The following is a 13,979-nucleotide window of genomic DNA, read 5'->3' as shown; positions in this document are numbered from 1 at the left end:
CCCATATTGATGTCGATGATCCGCGCGCCCATCGCCTCGACGATGCGGGCGGTCTCGGCCATGGCGCCCGCCTCGCGGCCCGCGATCTGGACGCTGACGGGCAACCCGCCCTCGGTCAGCGCCTTGGCCCGCACCGCCGCGCGGGTCGAGGGGCGGGGCGTGACCATCTCGCTGGAGGCGACCATCTCGCTGACCAGCAGCCCGGCGCCAAAGCGCGCAACGGCGCGGCGAAACGGCAGATCGGTGATTCCCGCCATGGGTGCAAGAAACACCGGCGGGCCAAGCTGCGTATCGCCAAGAATGATCGGTTCAGGGTGGTGCATAACAACTCCTTCGCCTTCGCCCCTCCCGCCCGCAAGGGCAGCAATGCCAGCGCAGGCTGCCCATTTCGCAGGCGGCTTCCTGTTGCCTTGCATTTAAGCACAAAGCATATTTGATGTGCAGACCCGATGTCGCCTGATGGCAGGCACGTGTCGCGGACAGGCGTGCGGGCCAGCACGTCGGCAGGCATGGCATGCCGGGCGCCTACCTGCTTAGATAGGGCCCAGAACGCAAGCCAGAAGGGTGCGCCAGATGTTCCTGTCGGTCTTTGATCTGTTCAAACCGGGCGTCGGCCCGTCCTCGTCGCACACGATGGGGCCGATGGTGGCGGGGGCGCGGTTTCTGGAGGATCTGCGCGCCCAGCCCTTTACCGCCCATGGGCTGCGCGCCAGCCTGCATGGCTCGCTGGCCTTTACCGGCAAGGGGCACGCGACCGACCGGGCCACGATCCTTGGGCTGGCGGGCTTTCACCCCGCGACGATGGACCCCGATGCCGCCGAGACCACGCTGGAGGACAACCGCGCGACGAAGCTGCTGACCCCGCCGGGGCTGGCCGCGCTGGCCTTTGATCCCGACCGCGATCTGCGCTTTGACTATGACACCGCGCTGCCCGGCCATGCCAATGGCATGACCCTGTCGGCCACCGATGCGCAGGGCGACGTGATCCTGCACCGCATCTATTATTCGGTCGGCGGCGGCTTTGTGATGACCGATACCGAACTGGCCGACCGCCGGAACGAGACCCGCAGCGATGCCGCATCCGCCGTGCCCTTTCCCTTTGCCAGCGCCGCGGCGATGCTGGAGATGGCTGAAAAATCAGGCAAGTCCATCGCGCAAATGAAAGAGGAAAATGAGCTGTGCTTCCGCACGCGGGCCGAGCTGCGCGAGGGGCTGGCTCAGATCTGGGCGGTCATGCGCGACTGCATGGACCGGGGCCTTGCGACCGAGGGCATCCTGCCGGGCGGGCTGAACGTGCGCCGCCGCGCCGCGGCCATCCACCGGGCGCTGCTGGCCGAACGCGGCATGAACCTGACCGCGCCCCACGTCATCAACGACTGGATGTCCACCTATGCCATGGCCGTGAACGAGGAAAACGCCGCCGGCGGGCGCGTCGTGACCGCCCCCACCAATGGCGCGGCGGGCACGGTGCCTGCCGTGATCCGCTATTGGCTGGATCATGTGCCCGGCGCATCCGAACGCGCCCTGCCCGATTTCCTGCTGACGGCGGCGGCGGTGGGCGGGCTGATCAAGCACAATGCCAGTATCTCGGGCGCCGAATGCGGCTGTCAGGCCGAGGTCGGCAGCGCCAGCGCCATGGCCGCCGCCGGTCTGGCCGCCGTGCTGGGCGGCACGCCCGGCCAGATCGAGAACGCCGCCGAAATCGCGCTGGAGCATCATCTGGGCATGACCTGCGACCCGGTGCGCGGGCTGGTGCAGGTGCCCTGCATCGAGCGCAACGGGCTGGGCGCGATCAAGGCCGTGGCGGCGGCCAGCCTGGCGCTGCGCGGCGATGGCAGCCACATCGTGCCACTGGACGCCGCGATCGAGACGATGCGCCAGACCGGCCGCGACATGAGCGAGAAATACAAGGAAACCTCGCTTGGCGGGCTGGCCGTGAACGTGCCCAACTGCTGAAGGCGCTACCGCACCAGCCGCGCCTGCGCGAAGGGCAACCCCTGCCCGTCCATGGGCTGGCGCGACACCTCATGGAAGCCTCGCGCCCGGTAGAACGCCATCGCGCCCGCATTGGCGGTATAGACATCCAGCGCCAGCCCGCCTTTCAGCGCCAGCGCGTGGTCCAGCAGCGCCCCGCCGATGCCCTGCCCCTGCGCCACAGGGTCGACGAACAGCCCGCCGACGACATCATCCAGCAGGCTGATGAAGCCAAGCGGCACGGGGCCGCGCTCGGCCAGCGATGGTTCGGCCACCCATGTTTCGGCCACCCATGTTTCGGCGGCGGGCAGATAGACGGTCTCGATCAGCTGGCGCTGTTCGTCCAGCCGCGCCCGGCCCAGAAAGCCATGCGCGCCAAGCGAGGCCTGATGCCAGATGCGCGACAGGTCCGGAATGTCACCCGGCACAAAGGCGCGGATGGTCAGGGATGTTGTGGTCATGGGAATAATCCAGAGAAGATGTCACAGAAAACCGGCCCCCGAACCGGGAGCCATCAAGCGCCGCATCGCGCGGCCCGCGCCTGAACCTCTGTGCATCCGTCTCCGTCTGTCGTGCGGTGTGACTATCGTGCAACCCGCAGCGTCCTGCAAGGCGGGCTTCTGCGCAGCGCTGCCCGCAGGCCAGCCTTCGCTTGCCCGCGCGGGCGGGGGTTGGTAACGCTTGGGGCAGACAGTGACACCGCCACGAACCGGACCGACAACAAGAGGCCAAAGCCCATGATCATGCGTTTCACGCTTCTCGCGCTGCTGACCCTTCCCCTTGCGGCCTGTGACGGCGAGGCAATGAGCGACCTGCGCCGCAACCTGGGGATAGACGAGGCCGAGGCCCCGCCCGAAGAACCGACCGGCCCGCGCCCGCCCGCCGTCTCGCCGCTGGTCGCCCCGATCGAGACCGGCGAGGCCGCCGCCACCCCCGTCGCCATCATCGAGCCGCTGACCGCGCAGGCGACCGCCTTTGTCGCGCGCGGCAATGAGCCGTTCTGGAATGTCCAGGTCGCAGGCAACACCGCCACCTATCGCACGCCCGAAAACCAGAACGGTCGCCAGATTCAGGTCAACCGCCTGTCCTTTGCGGGTGGTGTCGAATATATCGGCGTGCTGGGCGGGCGCCCCTTTGTGCTGAACATGCGCCCCGGCCAGTGCCAGGACAGCATGGCCGACCAGCGCTTCCCCCTGACCGCGCGGCTGACCGTCAGCGGCAACACCGTCGAGGGCTGCGCCTCTCCCGGCACGCCCCGCACGCCCGACGCCGCAACGCCCGACGCCGCGGAAAGCTGATGACCTGCGGGCACAGATCACGAAAGCGTGTTTCGATCTGTGCCCGGTTCCCTGACAAGGCAGGTTTTGTCTGCTGATTTGTCTGCCAAACTGCCGCCTGAACTGCCCGCCCTGAACTGCCCGCCCTGACTGCCCGCCCGCCGCCAGATGCCCGCCGCCGAAAGGATGACGCTCCATGCGCCGCTCGCCCCTGATCCGCCAGCTTATGGCGACCACCCTGCCCCTTGTCGTGCTGGTCGTTCCCGGCGCGGCACCGGCCGATCCGCTGATCGCGCGCAACATGTCGGCCTACGGCATGCCCGGCGGCATCGACACCCCCACCGCCGAGACGCTGCCCGAAGGCACGCTTGGCGCGACCGTGTCCTATTCGGACTATGCGCTGCGCAACAACGTGTTCTTTCAGGTCCTGCCGCAGCTGACCGCCAATCTGCGCTACAGCCGCGTCGACGGGGTCATTGATGCGCGCGCCGAGGGCTTTATCTGGGACCGCTCGTTCGACCTGCGCTATCAGCTGTTCGAGCAGGAAGGCTGGCGGCCTGCGGTCTCGGTCGGTCTGCAGGACTTTCTGGGCAACGGCACCTATTCGGGTGAATATATCGTGGCGACGCGGCAGGTCACGCCCGCCATCCGCGCCAGCATCGGTCTGGGCTGGGGCACGCTGGCCGGGCGCCCGCGCATCATCAAGGACAGCGATCTGGGTGGCACCGTCGATGCCGGCGACTGGTTCAGCGGCACCGCCCGGCCCTTTGCCTCGGTCGCATGGGCGGTCAATGACCAGCTGACGCTGACGGCGGAATATTCCAACGACATCTATCAGGCCAGCTATCTGCGCGGCGGCAACCGGCTGGAGACGTTCCAGCAGGGCGGGTCCGAGCCGGGGCGGCTGAATTTCGGCGCCAGCTACAAGGTCGGGCGGAATTACGAGCTGGGCCTGTATACGATCGGCACTGAAAGCATCGGCGCACAGTTCACCGTGGCGCTGAACCCGCGCGAGGCGGCCTATCCGTCGGGGCTGGAAAAGGCGCCCGCCCCGGTGCGCCCGCGCCCCGCGCGCACAGCCGACCCCGAGGCGTGGTCGGCGGACTGGGCACAGGACCCCACCGCGCAGCCCGCCATCCAGAAGGTGCTGGCGGATGCCCTGTCCAAAGAGGGGCAGATCCTGGAATCCATGGCGCTGTCGGCCACCCGCGCCGAGGTGCGTATCCGCAACACCCGCTATATCCAGCAATCCGAGGCGGTCGGGCGCACCGCGCGGCTGATGACCCGCGCCCTGCCCGCGACGGTCGAGACGCTGGTCATCACCTCATCGGCGGACGGGCTGCCCACCTCGTCGGTGACCCTGCGCCGCAGCGATGTCGAGCGGCTGGAGAACACCGAAGCGGGCCGGATCGCCGCCGTGACGGATTTCTCGGACGCCCAACCCCGGCCCGCCGGTCTGGTGGCCACCGATGACGTGTTCCCCCGGTTCCGCTGGCGGGTCGGCCCCTATTTCGATCTGGGCCTGTTCGACCCCGAGGAACCGCTGCGCTATGAATTCGGCGCCGAGGCCCGCGCCAGCTATGAGTTGCTGCCCGGCCTGATCGCCACCGGCCGCCTGCGCCAGCGCGCATTCGGCGACATCAAGCAAAGCGGCCCCGGAATTCCAAATGATCGCGGCATTTGCGAGCAATTTGACCGTTGTGGCCGTGGCGAGCGGTTCACTCCTGAGGAATATCTTTCCAATCCCTCGCTGGAAACCACGCCCGAGGGCGTGCCGCGGGTGCGTTCGGACACGCGGATGTATGCGGGCAATTCCAGCCCGACGATCCCGGAACTGACGCTGGCATGGTTCGCCAAGCCGACCGACCATATCTATAGCCGCGTCACCGTGGGCCTGCTGGAGCGTGCCTATGGCGGCGCCTCGGCCGAGGTGCTGTGGAAGCCGGTGAATTCGCCGCTGGCCTTCGGGGCCGAGGTGAACCGGGTGCGCAAGCGCGATTTCGACGCGCTGTTCGACTTCCGCGCCTACGAGGTCACCACCGGCCATCTCTCGGCCTATTACGAGATGCAGCAGGGCTTCACCGCGCAGCTTGACGTGGGCCAGTATCTGGCAGGCGATGTCGGCGCGACGTTTACCCTGACGCGCGAATTCGCCAATGGCTGGCGGATCGGCGCCTATGCGACCAAGACCGACCTGTCGGCCGAGGAATTCGGCGAGGGCAGTTTCGACAAGGGCGTGACCTTCTCGATCCCGGTGTCATGGGCCACCGGCACGCCCTCGCGCGACCGGGCGGGCAGCACGATCCGGTCGCTGTCGCGTGACGGCGGGGCACGGGTCGAGGTCAGCGACCGGCTGTATGACAAGGTCCGCGACAGCCACGCGGTCAGGATGCAACAAGGCTGGGGGTCCTTCTGGCGATGACGAGTTTTGCAAAGATCGCGGTTGCTGCGACGATTCTGGGCGGGCTTGCCGCCTGCGGCAACGAGGGTCAGGGCGTCGTAACCCAGACCGTGCAACAGATCGTGGGCGAGCGTGTCGCGCGCACGCAGGCGCCCGCGCAGCCCGCGGCAGCCGCCCGCAGCGATGCCGAACGCGCGGCCGAGGCGCTGCGCGTCAACGCAGCGCCGCTGATTCAGGTCGGCTTTGAGGATCTGGGCCAGACGCAGGTGATGGCCATGACCGGCCAGAACGGGGCGATGCGCACCTATATGACCCCCTCGGAAGAGGCGGTGATCCTGCGCGGCGGCATGCTGGTCGGCACGCGCGGTCTGGGCCGTGACCTGTCCGTGGCCGAGCCGGGGACCGAGGCGCTGATCCGCAATGGCCAGTCGGGTCAGGGCACGCGGGTCATGCGCTATCTCAGCGGCGACGGGCTGGAGCGGCCGTTGCAGTTCGCCTGCACCGTCGCGCCGGGGCCGCAGGCCGGGCTGATGGTGGAAAGCTGCCGTGGCCATGGCACCAGCTTTCAGAACAGCTATGCCGTGCAGGGCGGGCAGTTGCCGGTCTCGCGCCAATGGGTCGGGCCGGGCATGGGCTATGTGACGATCGCCACTTTGCGCCCCTGACCGCACCACATCTGGGATATGCAAAACGCCGGCCCCCAATGGCCGGCGTTTTTGCTTTGGCAACAGGCCTGCACAGCATGCGCCCCGGACCGAAGCCGGAAAAAGTAAAGGGGGCCGACCCAACCGGGCCAGCCCCCTTTTGAACTGGTCGGATTTCTCCGACCCGTCCGAAATCAGCTGTCGTCGCTGTCCGAAGCAACGGCGGCAATGACTGCCAGCAGCAGCAGGGCCGGGACAACCAGGCCAGCATTGGTCGAGGCGGGGCCTTGTTCCACGATGACGGGCTCAACTTCCACGACGGGGGCGACGAAGCCACCAGCGAAAGCCGAAGTAGCCGACAGGGTCAGGGCGGCAGCGATAGTAGCGAATTTGGTCATGATCATGCTCCGTTTCATTGAAAGCTGCCGTCACCGGCAACATCGAGGCGACAGTCGCATAAACCCGAACACTTGAAAAGCAGCATTAATTCCGCCGCGTTGCCGGGTTGGTGCAACTGTTGCATATTGGCAAACACCCGCCGCAGCACATCGTTCCACATCAGGCCAGAGCGTTGGAAACCTGTGGCAAATGCGCACTAGCCCCGTCGAAGCACCTGCGAGGCAACAAAAAAAAGTGCGGCCACGGTCACAATCGAGGGACCTGCCGGACTGTCCAGTTTCAGGCTTGCCCACAGCCCCAGCACAACCGACGATCCGGCGACCAGTGCCGCCCCGGCGGCCATCCGCTCGGGCGAGCCTGCCCAGCCGCGGGCTGCCGCCGCCGGGACGATCAGCATGGCCGAAATCAGCAGCGAGCCGACCACCCGAATCGCCAGCGCCACGACCACGGCCAGCGCCAGCGACAGGACCAGCCGTTCGACCCGCGGGTCGATCCCGGCGGCCATCGCCAGTTCCTCGTTCAGGCTGCTGGTCAGCAACTGCTGCCAGCGCCACACCAGCACCGCCAGCACCAGCCCCGCCCCGCCCCAGATCAGCGCCAGATCAAAGCGCCCGACCGCCAGAATATCGCCGAACAGATAACCCGACAGGTCTGACCGCGCGCCGGGCACAAAGCTGATCGCCACCAGCCCGATGGCCAGCGCCGAATGCGACAGCACCCCCAGCATCGTGTCCATCGCCTGCCCGCGCGACACCAGCGCCGAGACGGTGACCGCCATCACCACCGCCACCATCAGCGTGCCCGCATAGATCGACACATCAAAGGCCAGCGCCAGCGCCACGCCCAGAATGGCCGCATGCGCCGTGCTGTCGCCGAAATAGGCCATCCGGCGCCAGACCACGAAGCAGCCAAGCGGCCCCGCCACCAGCGCCAGCCCCAGCCCCGCCAGCACCGCGCGGGTAAAGAAATCATCCAGCATCAAGGGGTCCTGTCTCGAATCGTCTCACTGCGGCGCGGTATGGTGGGGCGCGGCATGATGCGGCGCGGCGTGGTCATGTGTGCAGCCGGGGCTGTGCACATGCGGTGCACGCCCGGTGTCGTCATCTGTGCCGTCATGGTCATGGTCGTGGTGGTGGCGATACAGCGCCAGCATCCCCTGTGCCTCGGCCCCGAACAGCGCCCGGTATTCGGGCGCGTTGCTGACATGTTCCGGCGTGCCCTCGCAGCAGACATGCCCGTTCAGGCAGATCACCCGGTCCGAGGATCGCATGACCACCAGCAGGTCATGGCTGACCATCAGCACAGCGGCTCCGGTCTGCGCGCGCATATCCTCGATCAGCCGGTAAAAGGCGATGATGCCGGGCTGATCCAGCCCCTGCGTCGGCTCGTCCAGCACCAGCAGATGCGGATCGCTCAGCAGCGCACGCGCCAGCAGCACCCGCTGAAACTGGCCACCCGACAGTTGCGTCAGCTGCCGCCGCTCCAGCCCCGGCACGCCGGTCCGCGCCAGCGCATCGGCCGCCTCGGCCTCGGTGACCCGGCGGGGCAGCGACAGAAAGCGGCGCACGGTCATGGGGATCGCCGTATCCAGATGCACCTTTTGCGGCACATAGCCGATGCGCAACCCCTTGCTGCGGCGCACCTGCCCGGACGCCAGCGGCATATGCCCCAGCAGCGCCCGCACCAGCGAGGATTTGCCCGACCCGTTGGGCCCCACCACCGTCACGATTTCAGCCGGAAGGATGCGGAAATCGACCTGCGCCAGCACCGGCTCGGACGTGCCGGGCCGGTGGATGGTCAGGCGCTGCGCCTCGATCAGAGGGGTCATGCAGGCTCTTTCGCGGCGCAGGTGGCGCAGAGGCCAAGCGCCTCGATCGTGGCGCGCTCGACGACAAAACCGCCCTCGGCCGCGACATCGGCCAGAACCGACCGGATCGGGGTGGCCTTGGCCTCGGCCACGCGGTCGCAGGCGCGGCAGATCAGAAAGGCCGGGTTGTGATCATCGCCGGGATGCAGGCAGGCGGCAAAGGCGTTCAGCCGCTGCAGCCGGTGCGCCAGCCCGTGCGTCACCAGAAATTCCAGCGCCCGATAGGCGACCGGCGGCTGGCGGCCAAACCCCTCGGCGGCCAGCCGGTCCAGCACCTCGTATGCGCCCATGGCGCGGTGGCTTTCCAGCAGGATCTCCAGCGTGCGCCGCCGCACCGGGGTCAGCCGGGCGCCCTGCCGGACCAGACGGGCCTCGGCCTCGTCCAGCGCGTGGCTGGCGCAGTGCTGGTGGTCATGCGGGGCAAAGACCGCGGCAATATCGGCAGGGCGTTCGGTCACGGCACTCTCGCGGCGGCTGGATGTTATATAATTGCATTCAGGTTGACTTGTTACCCTGTAACACGGACAACCGCCCGATCGCAACAAAGCCAAGGAGAGTCCGATGCGTCGAACCGCGTCCATGGCGGCAATTCTGTCGCTGAGCGCCGCCCCCGTGCTGGCCGCACCGGGAAATATCGTCACCGACATGCCTGCGACCGGGTCGCTGGTGCAGCAGGTTCTGGGCGATCTGGGTGAGGTGCGCGTGCTGCTGCCCGATGGCGCCAGCGTGCATCACTATCAGATGCGCCCCTCGGACGCGCAGGCGCTGCAATCGGCGGATCTGCTGGTCTGGGTCGGGCCGGAACTGACCCCCTGGCTGGGCCGCGCCGCCGACAGCCTCAGCACCGGCGCGACGCAGCTGCGCCTGCTTCAGGCCGAGGGCACGTACCGTCAGGATTTCGCAGCCGAGCACGCCCATGACGATCACGACGATCACGACGATCACGGGGACGAGTACGGGCATGACGACCACGACCACGAGGATCATGGGCACCAGGATCATGGGCACGACGACGATCACACCCATGATGACGATCACGACGGTCACGACCACGCGCCTGCTCACGACGGCGATCATGGCGAAGATCATGGCCACAGCCATGACGGCACCGATCCGCATGCCTGGCTGGACCCGGCCAATGCCGCTCCCTGGCTGGAGGCCATTGCGGACGCGCTCGCGGCCCATGACCCGGAGAACGCCGCGATCTATGCCGCGAATGCCCAGGCCGCCGCAGCTGATATCGCGGCGCTTCAGAACGAGTTGGGAAGCCAGCTTGCCCCCTTTGCCGAAGACAGCTTTGTCGTGTTTCACGACGCCTACGGCTATTTCACCAACCGCTTTGGACTGCGCCCGGCGATCGCGGTCTCGCTTGGCGATGCCTCGACCCCGTCCGCCGCACGTCTCGGGCAGGTCCGCGCCCGGATCGCCCAGTCTGGCGCGCGTTGCGCCTTTCCGGAATACGCCCATGACGCGGGCCTGATCGAGACCGCCATCGAAGGTTCGGGCGCGCGGCTTGGCGGTGTTCTGGACCCGCAGGGTGGTGGCATCGCCGCGGATCGCGGGCAGTATCAACTGATCCTGCGCGGCATGGCCGACACGATCGCAGACTGCCTCAAAGCCGATTAACCCACTGGTCCTGCGCGGCTTTGGAACCGCGCAGGACCGCCCGGCGGGCGCGACAAGCACAAGATGCGAAATTCCGACTCTTTTACTTTGACAAACCTTAGGGAATCAGTCAGCTTTAAGGCATCCAAACGCGAACCCCTGCGCATTCAAGAGGCTGATCATGACCGCAACGCGCCCTGCCGATTTCACCCGCCCCGGAACTGCATTGCTGGCCCGCATTCCCCAGCATGATGCCACGCAACTGACGCGCGGCGGCAATCAGGCGCTGATCGTGCTGGATGAGCAGGTCTATCAGCTGCGCATCACCCGCGCGGGCAAGCTGATCCTGACCAAGTAACCAAAACCCGCCCCGCCAACCGGCGGCGCGTGTGACAAGGGCGCCCGCTGGGGCGCCCTTTCATTTTGCCAGTTGCGGCGCCCGCAGGGGCGCCCTGTCAGTTTGCCAGTTGCGGCGCCCGCAGGGGCGCCCTTTCACTTTGTCAGTTGCCCGGCTTGTGTCCGGGTCGGCCAGCAGCGCGGCCATCGGGACGGCCATCGGGACGGCCGCCCGGTTTGCCACCGGGTTTCCCAAAGGGCTTGCCGCCGGGCTTGCCGCCCGGTTTGCCGCCAAACGGTTTGCCACCGGGCTTTGCGTCAGGCCGGCCACCCGGCTTGCCCGCAAAGCCACCGGCAGGCTTGCCCGACGGTTTGCCGAACGGTTTGCGCTCGCCCGCCCCCTCGGACCGGGGGCCGCGCGCGTCGCGGTCGGCGGGCGGCCCGCCCCAGGGACGACCGCCGGTGAAGCCCGCAGGCTTTCCGTCGGCCTTGTCGCGCGGAGCGTCTTTGCCAGCCGCGCCCTTGCCACGCCCGCCACGCGCATCGCCATCCTCGCGCGGCTTGCCAAAGGGCTTGCGCGCCTCGCCGGGCTTGCCGGCAAAGCGGCCCGGACGGGCACCTTCGGGGTCGCGGGCACGGTCCGCGCCCGGTTTGCGCCCCTCGCCGCCCTCGGCGGTTTTCCAGCGCGGCTTGTCACCGGCAGGACGCGGACGGTCGCCGAAATCGGGGCGCCCGCCACCGGGCTTGCCCTGAAAACGGGGCCGCTGCGCGCCGTCGCCCGCCGCAGATCCCGCCGCAGATCCCGCCGCCGGTTTCGCGCCCCAGCTGCGGGCCGGGCGGTCGCCGTCCCTGCCCCCATCACGGCCCCCGTCCCTGCCCCCATCACGATCGTCGCGCGAGCGTGGGCCGTAAGGCTTGGCCCCGAACGGCTTATCGCCGCCCGGTTTGCCGCCAAAGCGGCGCGGGCCTTGCGGCCCCTCGGGCCGGTCGCCACGCGGCGGACGCGCGCCTTCGGCGCCACGGGGCCGCATCTCGCGCGGCTTTTCATCGACATCGCCGGTCAGCAGCCCGCCAAGCTGGTCGCGCAGAACCTTGCGCTTGACCTCAAGCACCTCGTTCTTTTCCATCGTGGCCAGCTTGAAGGGGCCGTAGCCCACGCGGATCAGCCGGTTCACCTGCAGCCCGATATGGGTCATGGCGCGGCGGATCTCGCGGTTCTTGCCCTCGCGGATGCCCACGGTCAGCCAGGCATTGGCGCCCTGCTGGCTGTCCAGCTTGACCTCCATCGGGGCGAATTCCTCGCCCTCGATGGTCACGCCCCGGCGCAGCGGGTCAAAGGTCATGTCGCTCGGCGTGCCGTTCACGCGCACCCGGTAGCGGCGCAGCCAGCCCGTCGCAGGCAGCTCCAGCCGCCGCTTCAGATCGCCGTCATTGGTCAGCAGCAACAGCCCTTCCGAGGTCAGGTCAAGCCGCCCCACCGTCATCACCCGCGGCATGTCGCGCGGCAGCGCGTCGAACACCGTCTGGCGGCCCTTTTCATCGGATTCCGAGGTCACCAGCCCGACCGGCTTGTAATACAGCCACAGCCGCGTTTCCTGCGGCGCGTCCAGCATCTTGCCATCGACCGTCACCCGGTCCGAGGGCAGCACGTCCAGCGCCGGGCTGCTGATCTTGCGGCCGTTCACGCTGACACGCCCCTCGACGATCATCCGCTCGGCCTCGCGGCGGCTGGCCACGCCCGCGCGCGCCATCACCTTGGCGATGCGGTCGGCGGTGTCGGGCGAGGAATTCGGGGCCGGATTCGGGGCGGGTTTTTTGGTGTCGTCGGTCATACGATCCTCCTGCGCATCTCTGCGGGGTAAAGACTGGCTTCTAGGGTTTCCCGGCCTGCGGTAAAAGGGAAATCTTGCGGCAACAGGCGCATCCTGCAACAAGCGGGCGATGAGCCGCTTTACCAGCCACATGGCGATTGCGCTGCAAGAAGCACAGGCCGCAGCCGACCGGGGCGAGGTGCCGGTGGGCGCCGTGATCGTGGGTCCCGATGGCCGCGTGGTGGCGCGGGCGGGCAACCGCACCCGCGAATTGTCCGACCCCACGGCGCATGCCGAGATCCTGGCGATCCGCACCGCCTGCGCCGCACTCGGGTCCGAGCGTCTGCCGGACCATGACCTGTGGGTGACGCTGGAGCCCTGCCCCATGTGTGCCGCCGCCATCTCGTCCGCGCGGATCGGGCGGCTCTATTTCGGCGCCGAGGATGCGCGCATGGGCGGGGTCAGGCACGGCGCGCGGGTGTTTGACCATCCGCAATGCCACCACCGCCCCGAGATCTATCAGGGCCTGCGCGAGGCGGATGCCCAACGCCTGCTGCGGGATTTTTTCGCGGCGCGGCGCTGAGCCGGCACCGATCCGCTTGAACCCCGGCGCGGGGGGGCATATACCACCCTGACGCGGGTGTAGCTCAATGGTAGAGCAGCAGCCTTCCAAGCTGAATACGTGGGTTCGATTCCCATCACCCGCTCCAAAATCCAATTAATTCCTGATTTTTATCAGCCAGTTATGGCATGATGCGTCCCACGTCAGAACCGGTCGTCGGACACTTTACCAGTCCATGGCTTCAAGCGCGGACATTGCGTCGCGTGCCAGGCGCCAGCGCTCGACCCCTTTGGTGTAGACCGCTGACGTCTTCGCCTGGGTGTGGCCATGCACCGTCATGATCTGATATTGTGAGCAACCCTCGTGAGCCAGAAGGTGCCCCGCCGCCTTGCGAATGCCGTGCGACGAACGGTTGTCCAGACCCGCTTCCCGGCACCAGCACCGGAACATCTGGCCGAGCGAATCGGGGCTGGCGAATGGCCTGCCGCGATAGTTCGGCAGATAGGTTTCGCCCGTCACCTTGGCGGCGCGTGTGGCGCGATAGAGTGGCGGCATCAGAGGTATCGTGCACGCCGAACCGGCTCGCCAGTTCAGACACGGTCGCATCACCCTTCAGCGCCTCAGGTGCCACATTCGCCTTGAACTCAGGGGCGTGCTGCTTTCGTTTCGACATTGTCAATCTCCTTCGTGATGAAGATCAGCAAACAGCAAATCCGAGTTTAAGTCCGTGTCAGGTTTTCGGGGACTGACGTTGCCCCCAACTTTTATCCAGCGTGAGCGAGATTCCGGGTCTGAGTTTTGCCCGTTTGGGCGGGTTGGGCAACGGGGGGCTGACATCTATGCCGCCATACTTGGCTTTCCATTTATAGACAGTTGCATCGCTGACACCTTGCTTACGGCACAGATCAGCCACGGAAACCCCGGCATCGTGTTCTTTCAGGATGCCAATGATCTGGTCTTCGGCAAATCTGCTGCGCTTCATCTCTAGCAACTGTATCCCTCACGCGGTCGAAGGCGTCCATTTCTGACGGCTTTTACACAGGGCGTTAGCCAGGTTGACCAGTTTCCGGGCGACCGCCGTTATGATGACCTTGTGCGGTTTC

At 67.3% G+C, this 13,979-nt stretch carries 15 protein-coding genes, 1 tRNA gene and 1 pseudogene; 8 read left to right on the top strand and 9 right to left on the bottom strand.

Features of this window, described 5'->3' with window-relative positions:
* Nucleotides 1-323: tRNA-dihydrouridine synthase (locus ACK41U_RS17710; protein WP_409683100.1), on the bottom strand; the 323-nt coding region annotated here is incomplete at its 3' end.
* Nucleotides 324-573: 250 nt separating this feature from the next.
* Here ACK41U_RS17710 and ACK41U_RS17705 point away from each other — a divergent pair.
* Nucleotides 574-1,956 carry an L-serine ammonia-lyase gene (locus ACK41U_RS17705; protein WP_409683096.1) on the top strand — a complete coding sequence of 461 codons (1,383 nt, stop codon included), beginning with the start codon at nt 574-576 and terminating at the stop codon, nt 1,954-1,956.
* Between the two features lie 5 nt (nt 1,957-1,961).
* On the opposite strand, the gene ACK41U_RS17700 is transcribed toward ACK41U_RS17705, so the two are convergent.
* Nucleotides 1,962-2,435, bottom strand: coding sequence for a GNAT family N-acetyltransferase (locus ACK41U_RS17700; RefSeq protein WP_409683093.1), 474 nt, complete (start codon nt 2,433-2,435; stop codon nt 1,962-1,964).
* 276 nt (nt 2,436-2,711) lie between these two features.
* Between ACK41U_RS17700 and ACK41U_RS17695 the strand changes: the two genes are divergently transcribed.
* The 3 genes from ACK41U_RS17695 to ACK41U_RS17685 all read left to right on the top strand — a co-directional run bounded on the left by ACK41U_RS17695 (nt 2,712) and on the right by ACK41U_RS17685 (nt 6,317).
* Nucleotides 2,712-3,272: a COG3650 family protein gene (locus tag ACK41U_RS17695; RefSeq protein WP_409683090.1), complete on the top strand. Its 561-nt coding sequence runs from the start codon at nt 2,712-2,714 to the stop codon at nt 3,270-3,272.
* Nucleotides 3,273-3,447: 175 nt separating this feature from the next.
* Entirely contained in the window at nt 3,448-5,673 is a 2,226-nt protein-coding gene (locus ACK41U_RS17690) for a YjbH domain-containing protein (RefSeq protein ID WP_409683087.1), read from the top strand.
* The gene (locus ACK41U_RS17685) at nt 5,670-6,317 is read left to right on the top strand and encodes a YjbF family lipoprotein (protein WP_409683084.1); all 648 of its coding nucleotides are present in this window, start codon (nt 5,670-5,672) and stop codon (nt 6,315-6,317) included. The genes ACK41U_RS17690 and ACK41U_RS17685 overlap by 4 nt, the downstream gene beginning before the upstream one ends.
* 173 nt (nt 6,318-6,490) lie before the next feature.
* On the opposite strand, the gene ACK41U_RS17680 is transcribed toward ACK41U_RS17685, so the two are convergent.
* From ACK41U_RS17680 to ACK41U_RS17665, 4 genes are all read right to left on the bottom strand, one after another.
* The gene (locus tag ACK41U_RS17680; RefSeq protein ID WP_409683081.1) at nt 6,491-6,700 is read right to left on the bottom strand and encodes a hypothetical protein; all 210 of its coding nucleotides are present in this window, start codon (nt 6,698-6,700) and stop codon (nt 6,491-6,493) included.
* A gap of 191 nt (nt 6,701-6,891) precedes the next feature.
* Nucleotides 6,892-7,674, bottom strand: a complete 783-nt coding sequence (locus ACK41U_RS17675; protein ID WP_409683078.1) for a metal ABC transporter permease — start codon at nt 7,672-7,674, stop codon at nt 6,892-6,894.
* Between the two features lie 24 nt (nt 7,675-7,698).
* A complete protein-coding gene (locus ACK41U_RS17670) occupies nt 7,699-8,523 on the bottom strand; it encodes a metal ABC transporter ATP-binding protein (RefSeq protein ID WP_409683075.1) in 825 nt (274 codons plus the stop codon).
* The gene (locus ACK41U_RS17665; RefSeq protein ID WP_409683072.1) at nt 8,520-9,020 is read right to left on the bottom strand and encodes a Fur family transcriptional regulator; all 501 of its coding nucleotides are present in this window, start codon (nt 9,018-9,020) and stop codon (nt 8,520-8,522) included. Before ACK41U_RS17665 ends, ACK41U_RS17670 begins: the two co-directional genes overlap by 4 nt.
* Before the next feature lie 103 nt (nt 9,021-9,123).
* On the opposite strand from ACK41U_RS17665, the gene ACK41U_RS17660 reads away from it, so the two are divergent.
* Nucleotides 9,124-10,188: a zinc ABC transporter substrate-binding protein gene (locus tag ACK41U_RS17660; RefSeq protein ID WP_409683069.1), complete on the top strand. Its 1,065-nt coding sequence runs from the start codon at nt 9,124-9,126 to the stop codon at nt 10,186-10,188.
* 160 nt (nt 10,189-10,348) lie between these two features.
* On the top strand, nt 10,349-10,525 hold the full coding sequence (gene hemP / locus ACK41U_RS17655) for a hemin uptake protein HemP (RefSeq protein ID WP_409683066.1): 177 nt from the start codon (nt 10,349-10,351) through the stop codon (nt 10,523-10,525).
* A 142-nt stretch (nt 10,526-10,667) separates the two neighbouring features.
* On the opposite strand, the gene ACK41U_RS17650 is transcribed toward hemP, so the two are convergent.
* Nucleotides 10,668-12,335 (bottom strand): pseudouridine synthase, encoded by a 1,668-nt coding sequence (locus tag ACK41U_RS17650; protein WP_409683063.1) that lies wholly within the window; start codon nt 12,333-12,335, stop codon nt 10,668-10,670.
* Between the two features lie 109 nt (nt 12,336-12,444).
* Between ACK41U_RS17650 and ACK41U_RS17645 the strand changes: the two genes are divergently transcribed.
* Both ACK41U_RS17645 and ACK41U_RS17640 read left to right on the top strand, forming a co-directional pair.
* Nucleotides 12,445-12,897 carry a nucleoside deaminase gene (locus ACK41U_RS17645; protein WP_409683060.1) on the top strand — a complete coding sequence of 151 codons (453 nt, stop codon included), beginning with the start codon at nt 12,445-12,447 and terminating at the stop codon, nt 12,895-12,897.
* A gap of 53 nt (nt 12,898-12,950) precedes the next feature.
* Nucleotides 12,951-13,024, top strand: a tRNA-Gly gene (locus ACK41U_RS17640).
* 77 nt (nt 13,025-13,101) lie between these two features.
* Here the strand turns inward: ACK41U_RS17640 and ACK41U_RS17635 are convergent.
* Nucleotides 13,102-13,431: a hypothetical protein gene (locus tag ACK41U_RS17635; protein WP_409683057.1), complete on the bottom strand. Its 330-nt coding sequence runs from the start codon at nt 13,429-13,431 to the stop codon at nt 13,102-13,104.
* 274 nt (nt 13,432-13,705) lie between these two features.
* Nucleotides 13,706-13,858, bottom strand: a pseudogene (locus ACK41U_RS17630) (transposase); the annotation flags it as partial.
* Between the last annotated feature and the right edge of the window lie 121 nt (nt 13,859-13,979).

This window comes from Paracoccus sp. (in: a-proteobacteria) (assembly GCF_046289755.1).
Lineage (GTDB): Bacteria > Pseudomonadota > Alphaproteobacteria > Rhodobacterales > Rhodobacteraceae > Paracoccus.
The sequence above is the reverse complement of the archived record's forward strand: the minus strand, read 5'-3'. Positions and strand labels throughout refer to the sequence as shown.

What these genes read in the sequence shown, in the direction of transcription:
- ACK41U_RS17705 (WP_409683096.1), top strand. Translation starts at nt 574, where the DNA reads ATGTTCCTGTCGGTCTTTGATCTGTTCAAACCGGGCGTCGGCCCGTCC.
- ACK41U_RS17700 (WP_409683093.1), bottom strand. Translation starts at nt 2,435, where the DNA reads ATGACCACAACATCCCTGACCATCCGCGCCTTTGTGCCGGGTGACATT.
- ACK41U_RS17695 (WP_409683090.1), top strand. Translation starts at nt 2,712, where the DNA reads ATGATCATGCGTTTCACGCTTCTCGCGCTGCTGACCCTTCCCCTTGCG.
- ACK41U_RS17690 (WP_409683087.1), top strand. Translation starts at nt 3,448, where the DNA reads ATGCGCCGCTCGCCCCTGATCCGCCAGCTTATGGCGACCACCCTGCCC.
- ACK41U_RS17685 (WP_409683084.1), top strand. Translation starts at nt 5,670, where the DNA reads ATGACGAGTTTTGCAAAGATCGCGGTTGCTGCGACGATTCTGGGCGGG.
- ACK41U_RS17680 (WP_409683081.1), bottom strand. Translation starts at nt 6,700, where the DNA reads ATGATCATGACCAAATTCGCTACTATCGCTGCCGCCCTGACCCTGTCG.
- ACK41U_RS17675 (WP_409683078.1), bottom strand. Translation starts at nt 7,674, where the DNA reads ATGCTGGATGATTTCTTTACCCGCGCGGTGCTGGCGGGGCTGGGGCTG.
- ACK41U_RS17670 (WP_409683075.1), bottom strand. Translation starts at nt 8,523, where the DNA reads ATGACCCCTCTGATCGAGGCGCAGCGCCTGACCATCCACCGGCCCGGC.
- ACK41U_RS17660 (WP_409683069.1), top strand. Translation starts at nt 9,124, where the DNA reads ATGCGTCGAACCGCGTCCATGGCGGCAATTCTGTCGCTGAGCGCCGCC.
- hemP (WP_409683066.1), top strand. Translation starts at nt 10,349, where the DNA reads ATGACCGCAACGCGCCCTGCCGATTTCACCCGCCCCGGAACTGCATTG.
- ACK41U_RS17650 (WP_409683063.1), bottom strand. Translation starts at nt 12,335, where the DNA reads ATGACCGACGACACCAAAAAACCCGCCCCGAATCCGGCCCCGAATTCC.
- ACK41U_RS17645 (WP_409683060.1), top strand. Translation starts at nt 12,445, where the DNA reads ATGAGCCGCTTTACCAGCCACATGGCGATTGCGCTGCAAGAAGCACAG.
- ACK41U_RS17635 (WP_409683057.1), bottom strand. Translation starts at nt 13,431, where the DNA reads ATGCCGCCACTCTATCGCGCCACACGCGCCGCCAAGGTGACGGGCGAA.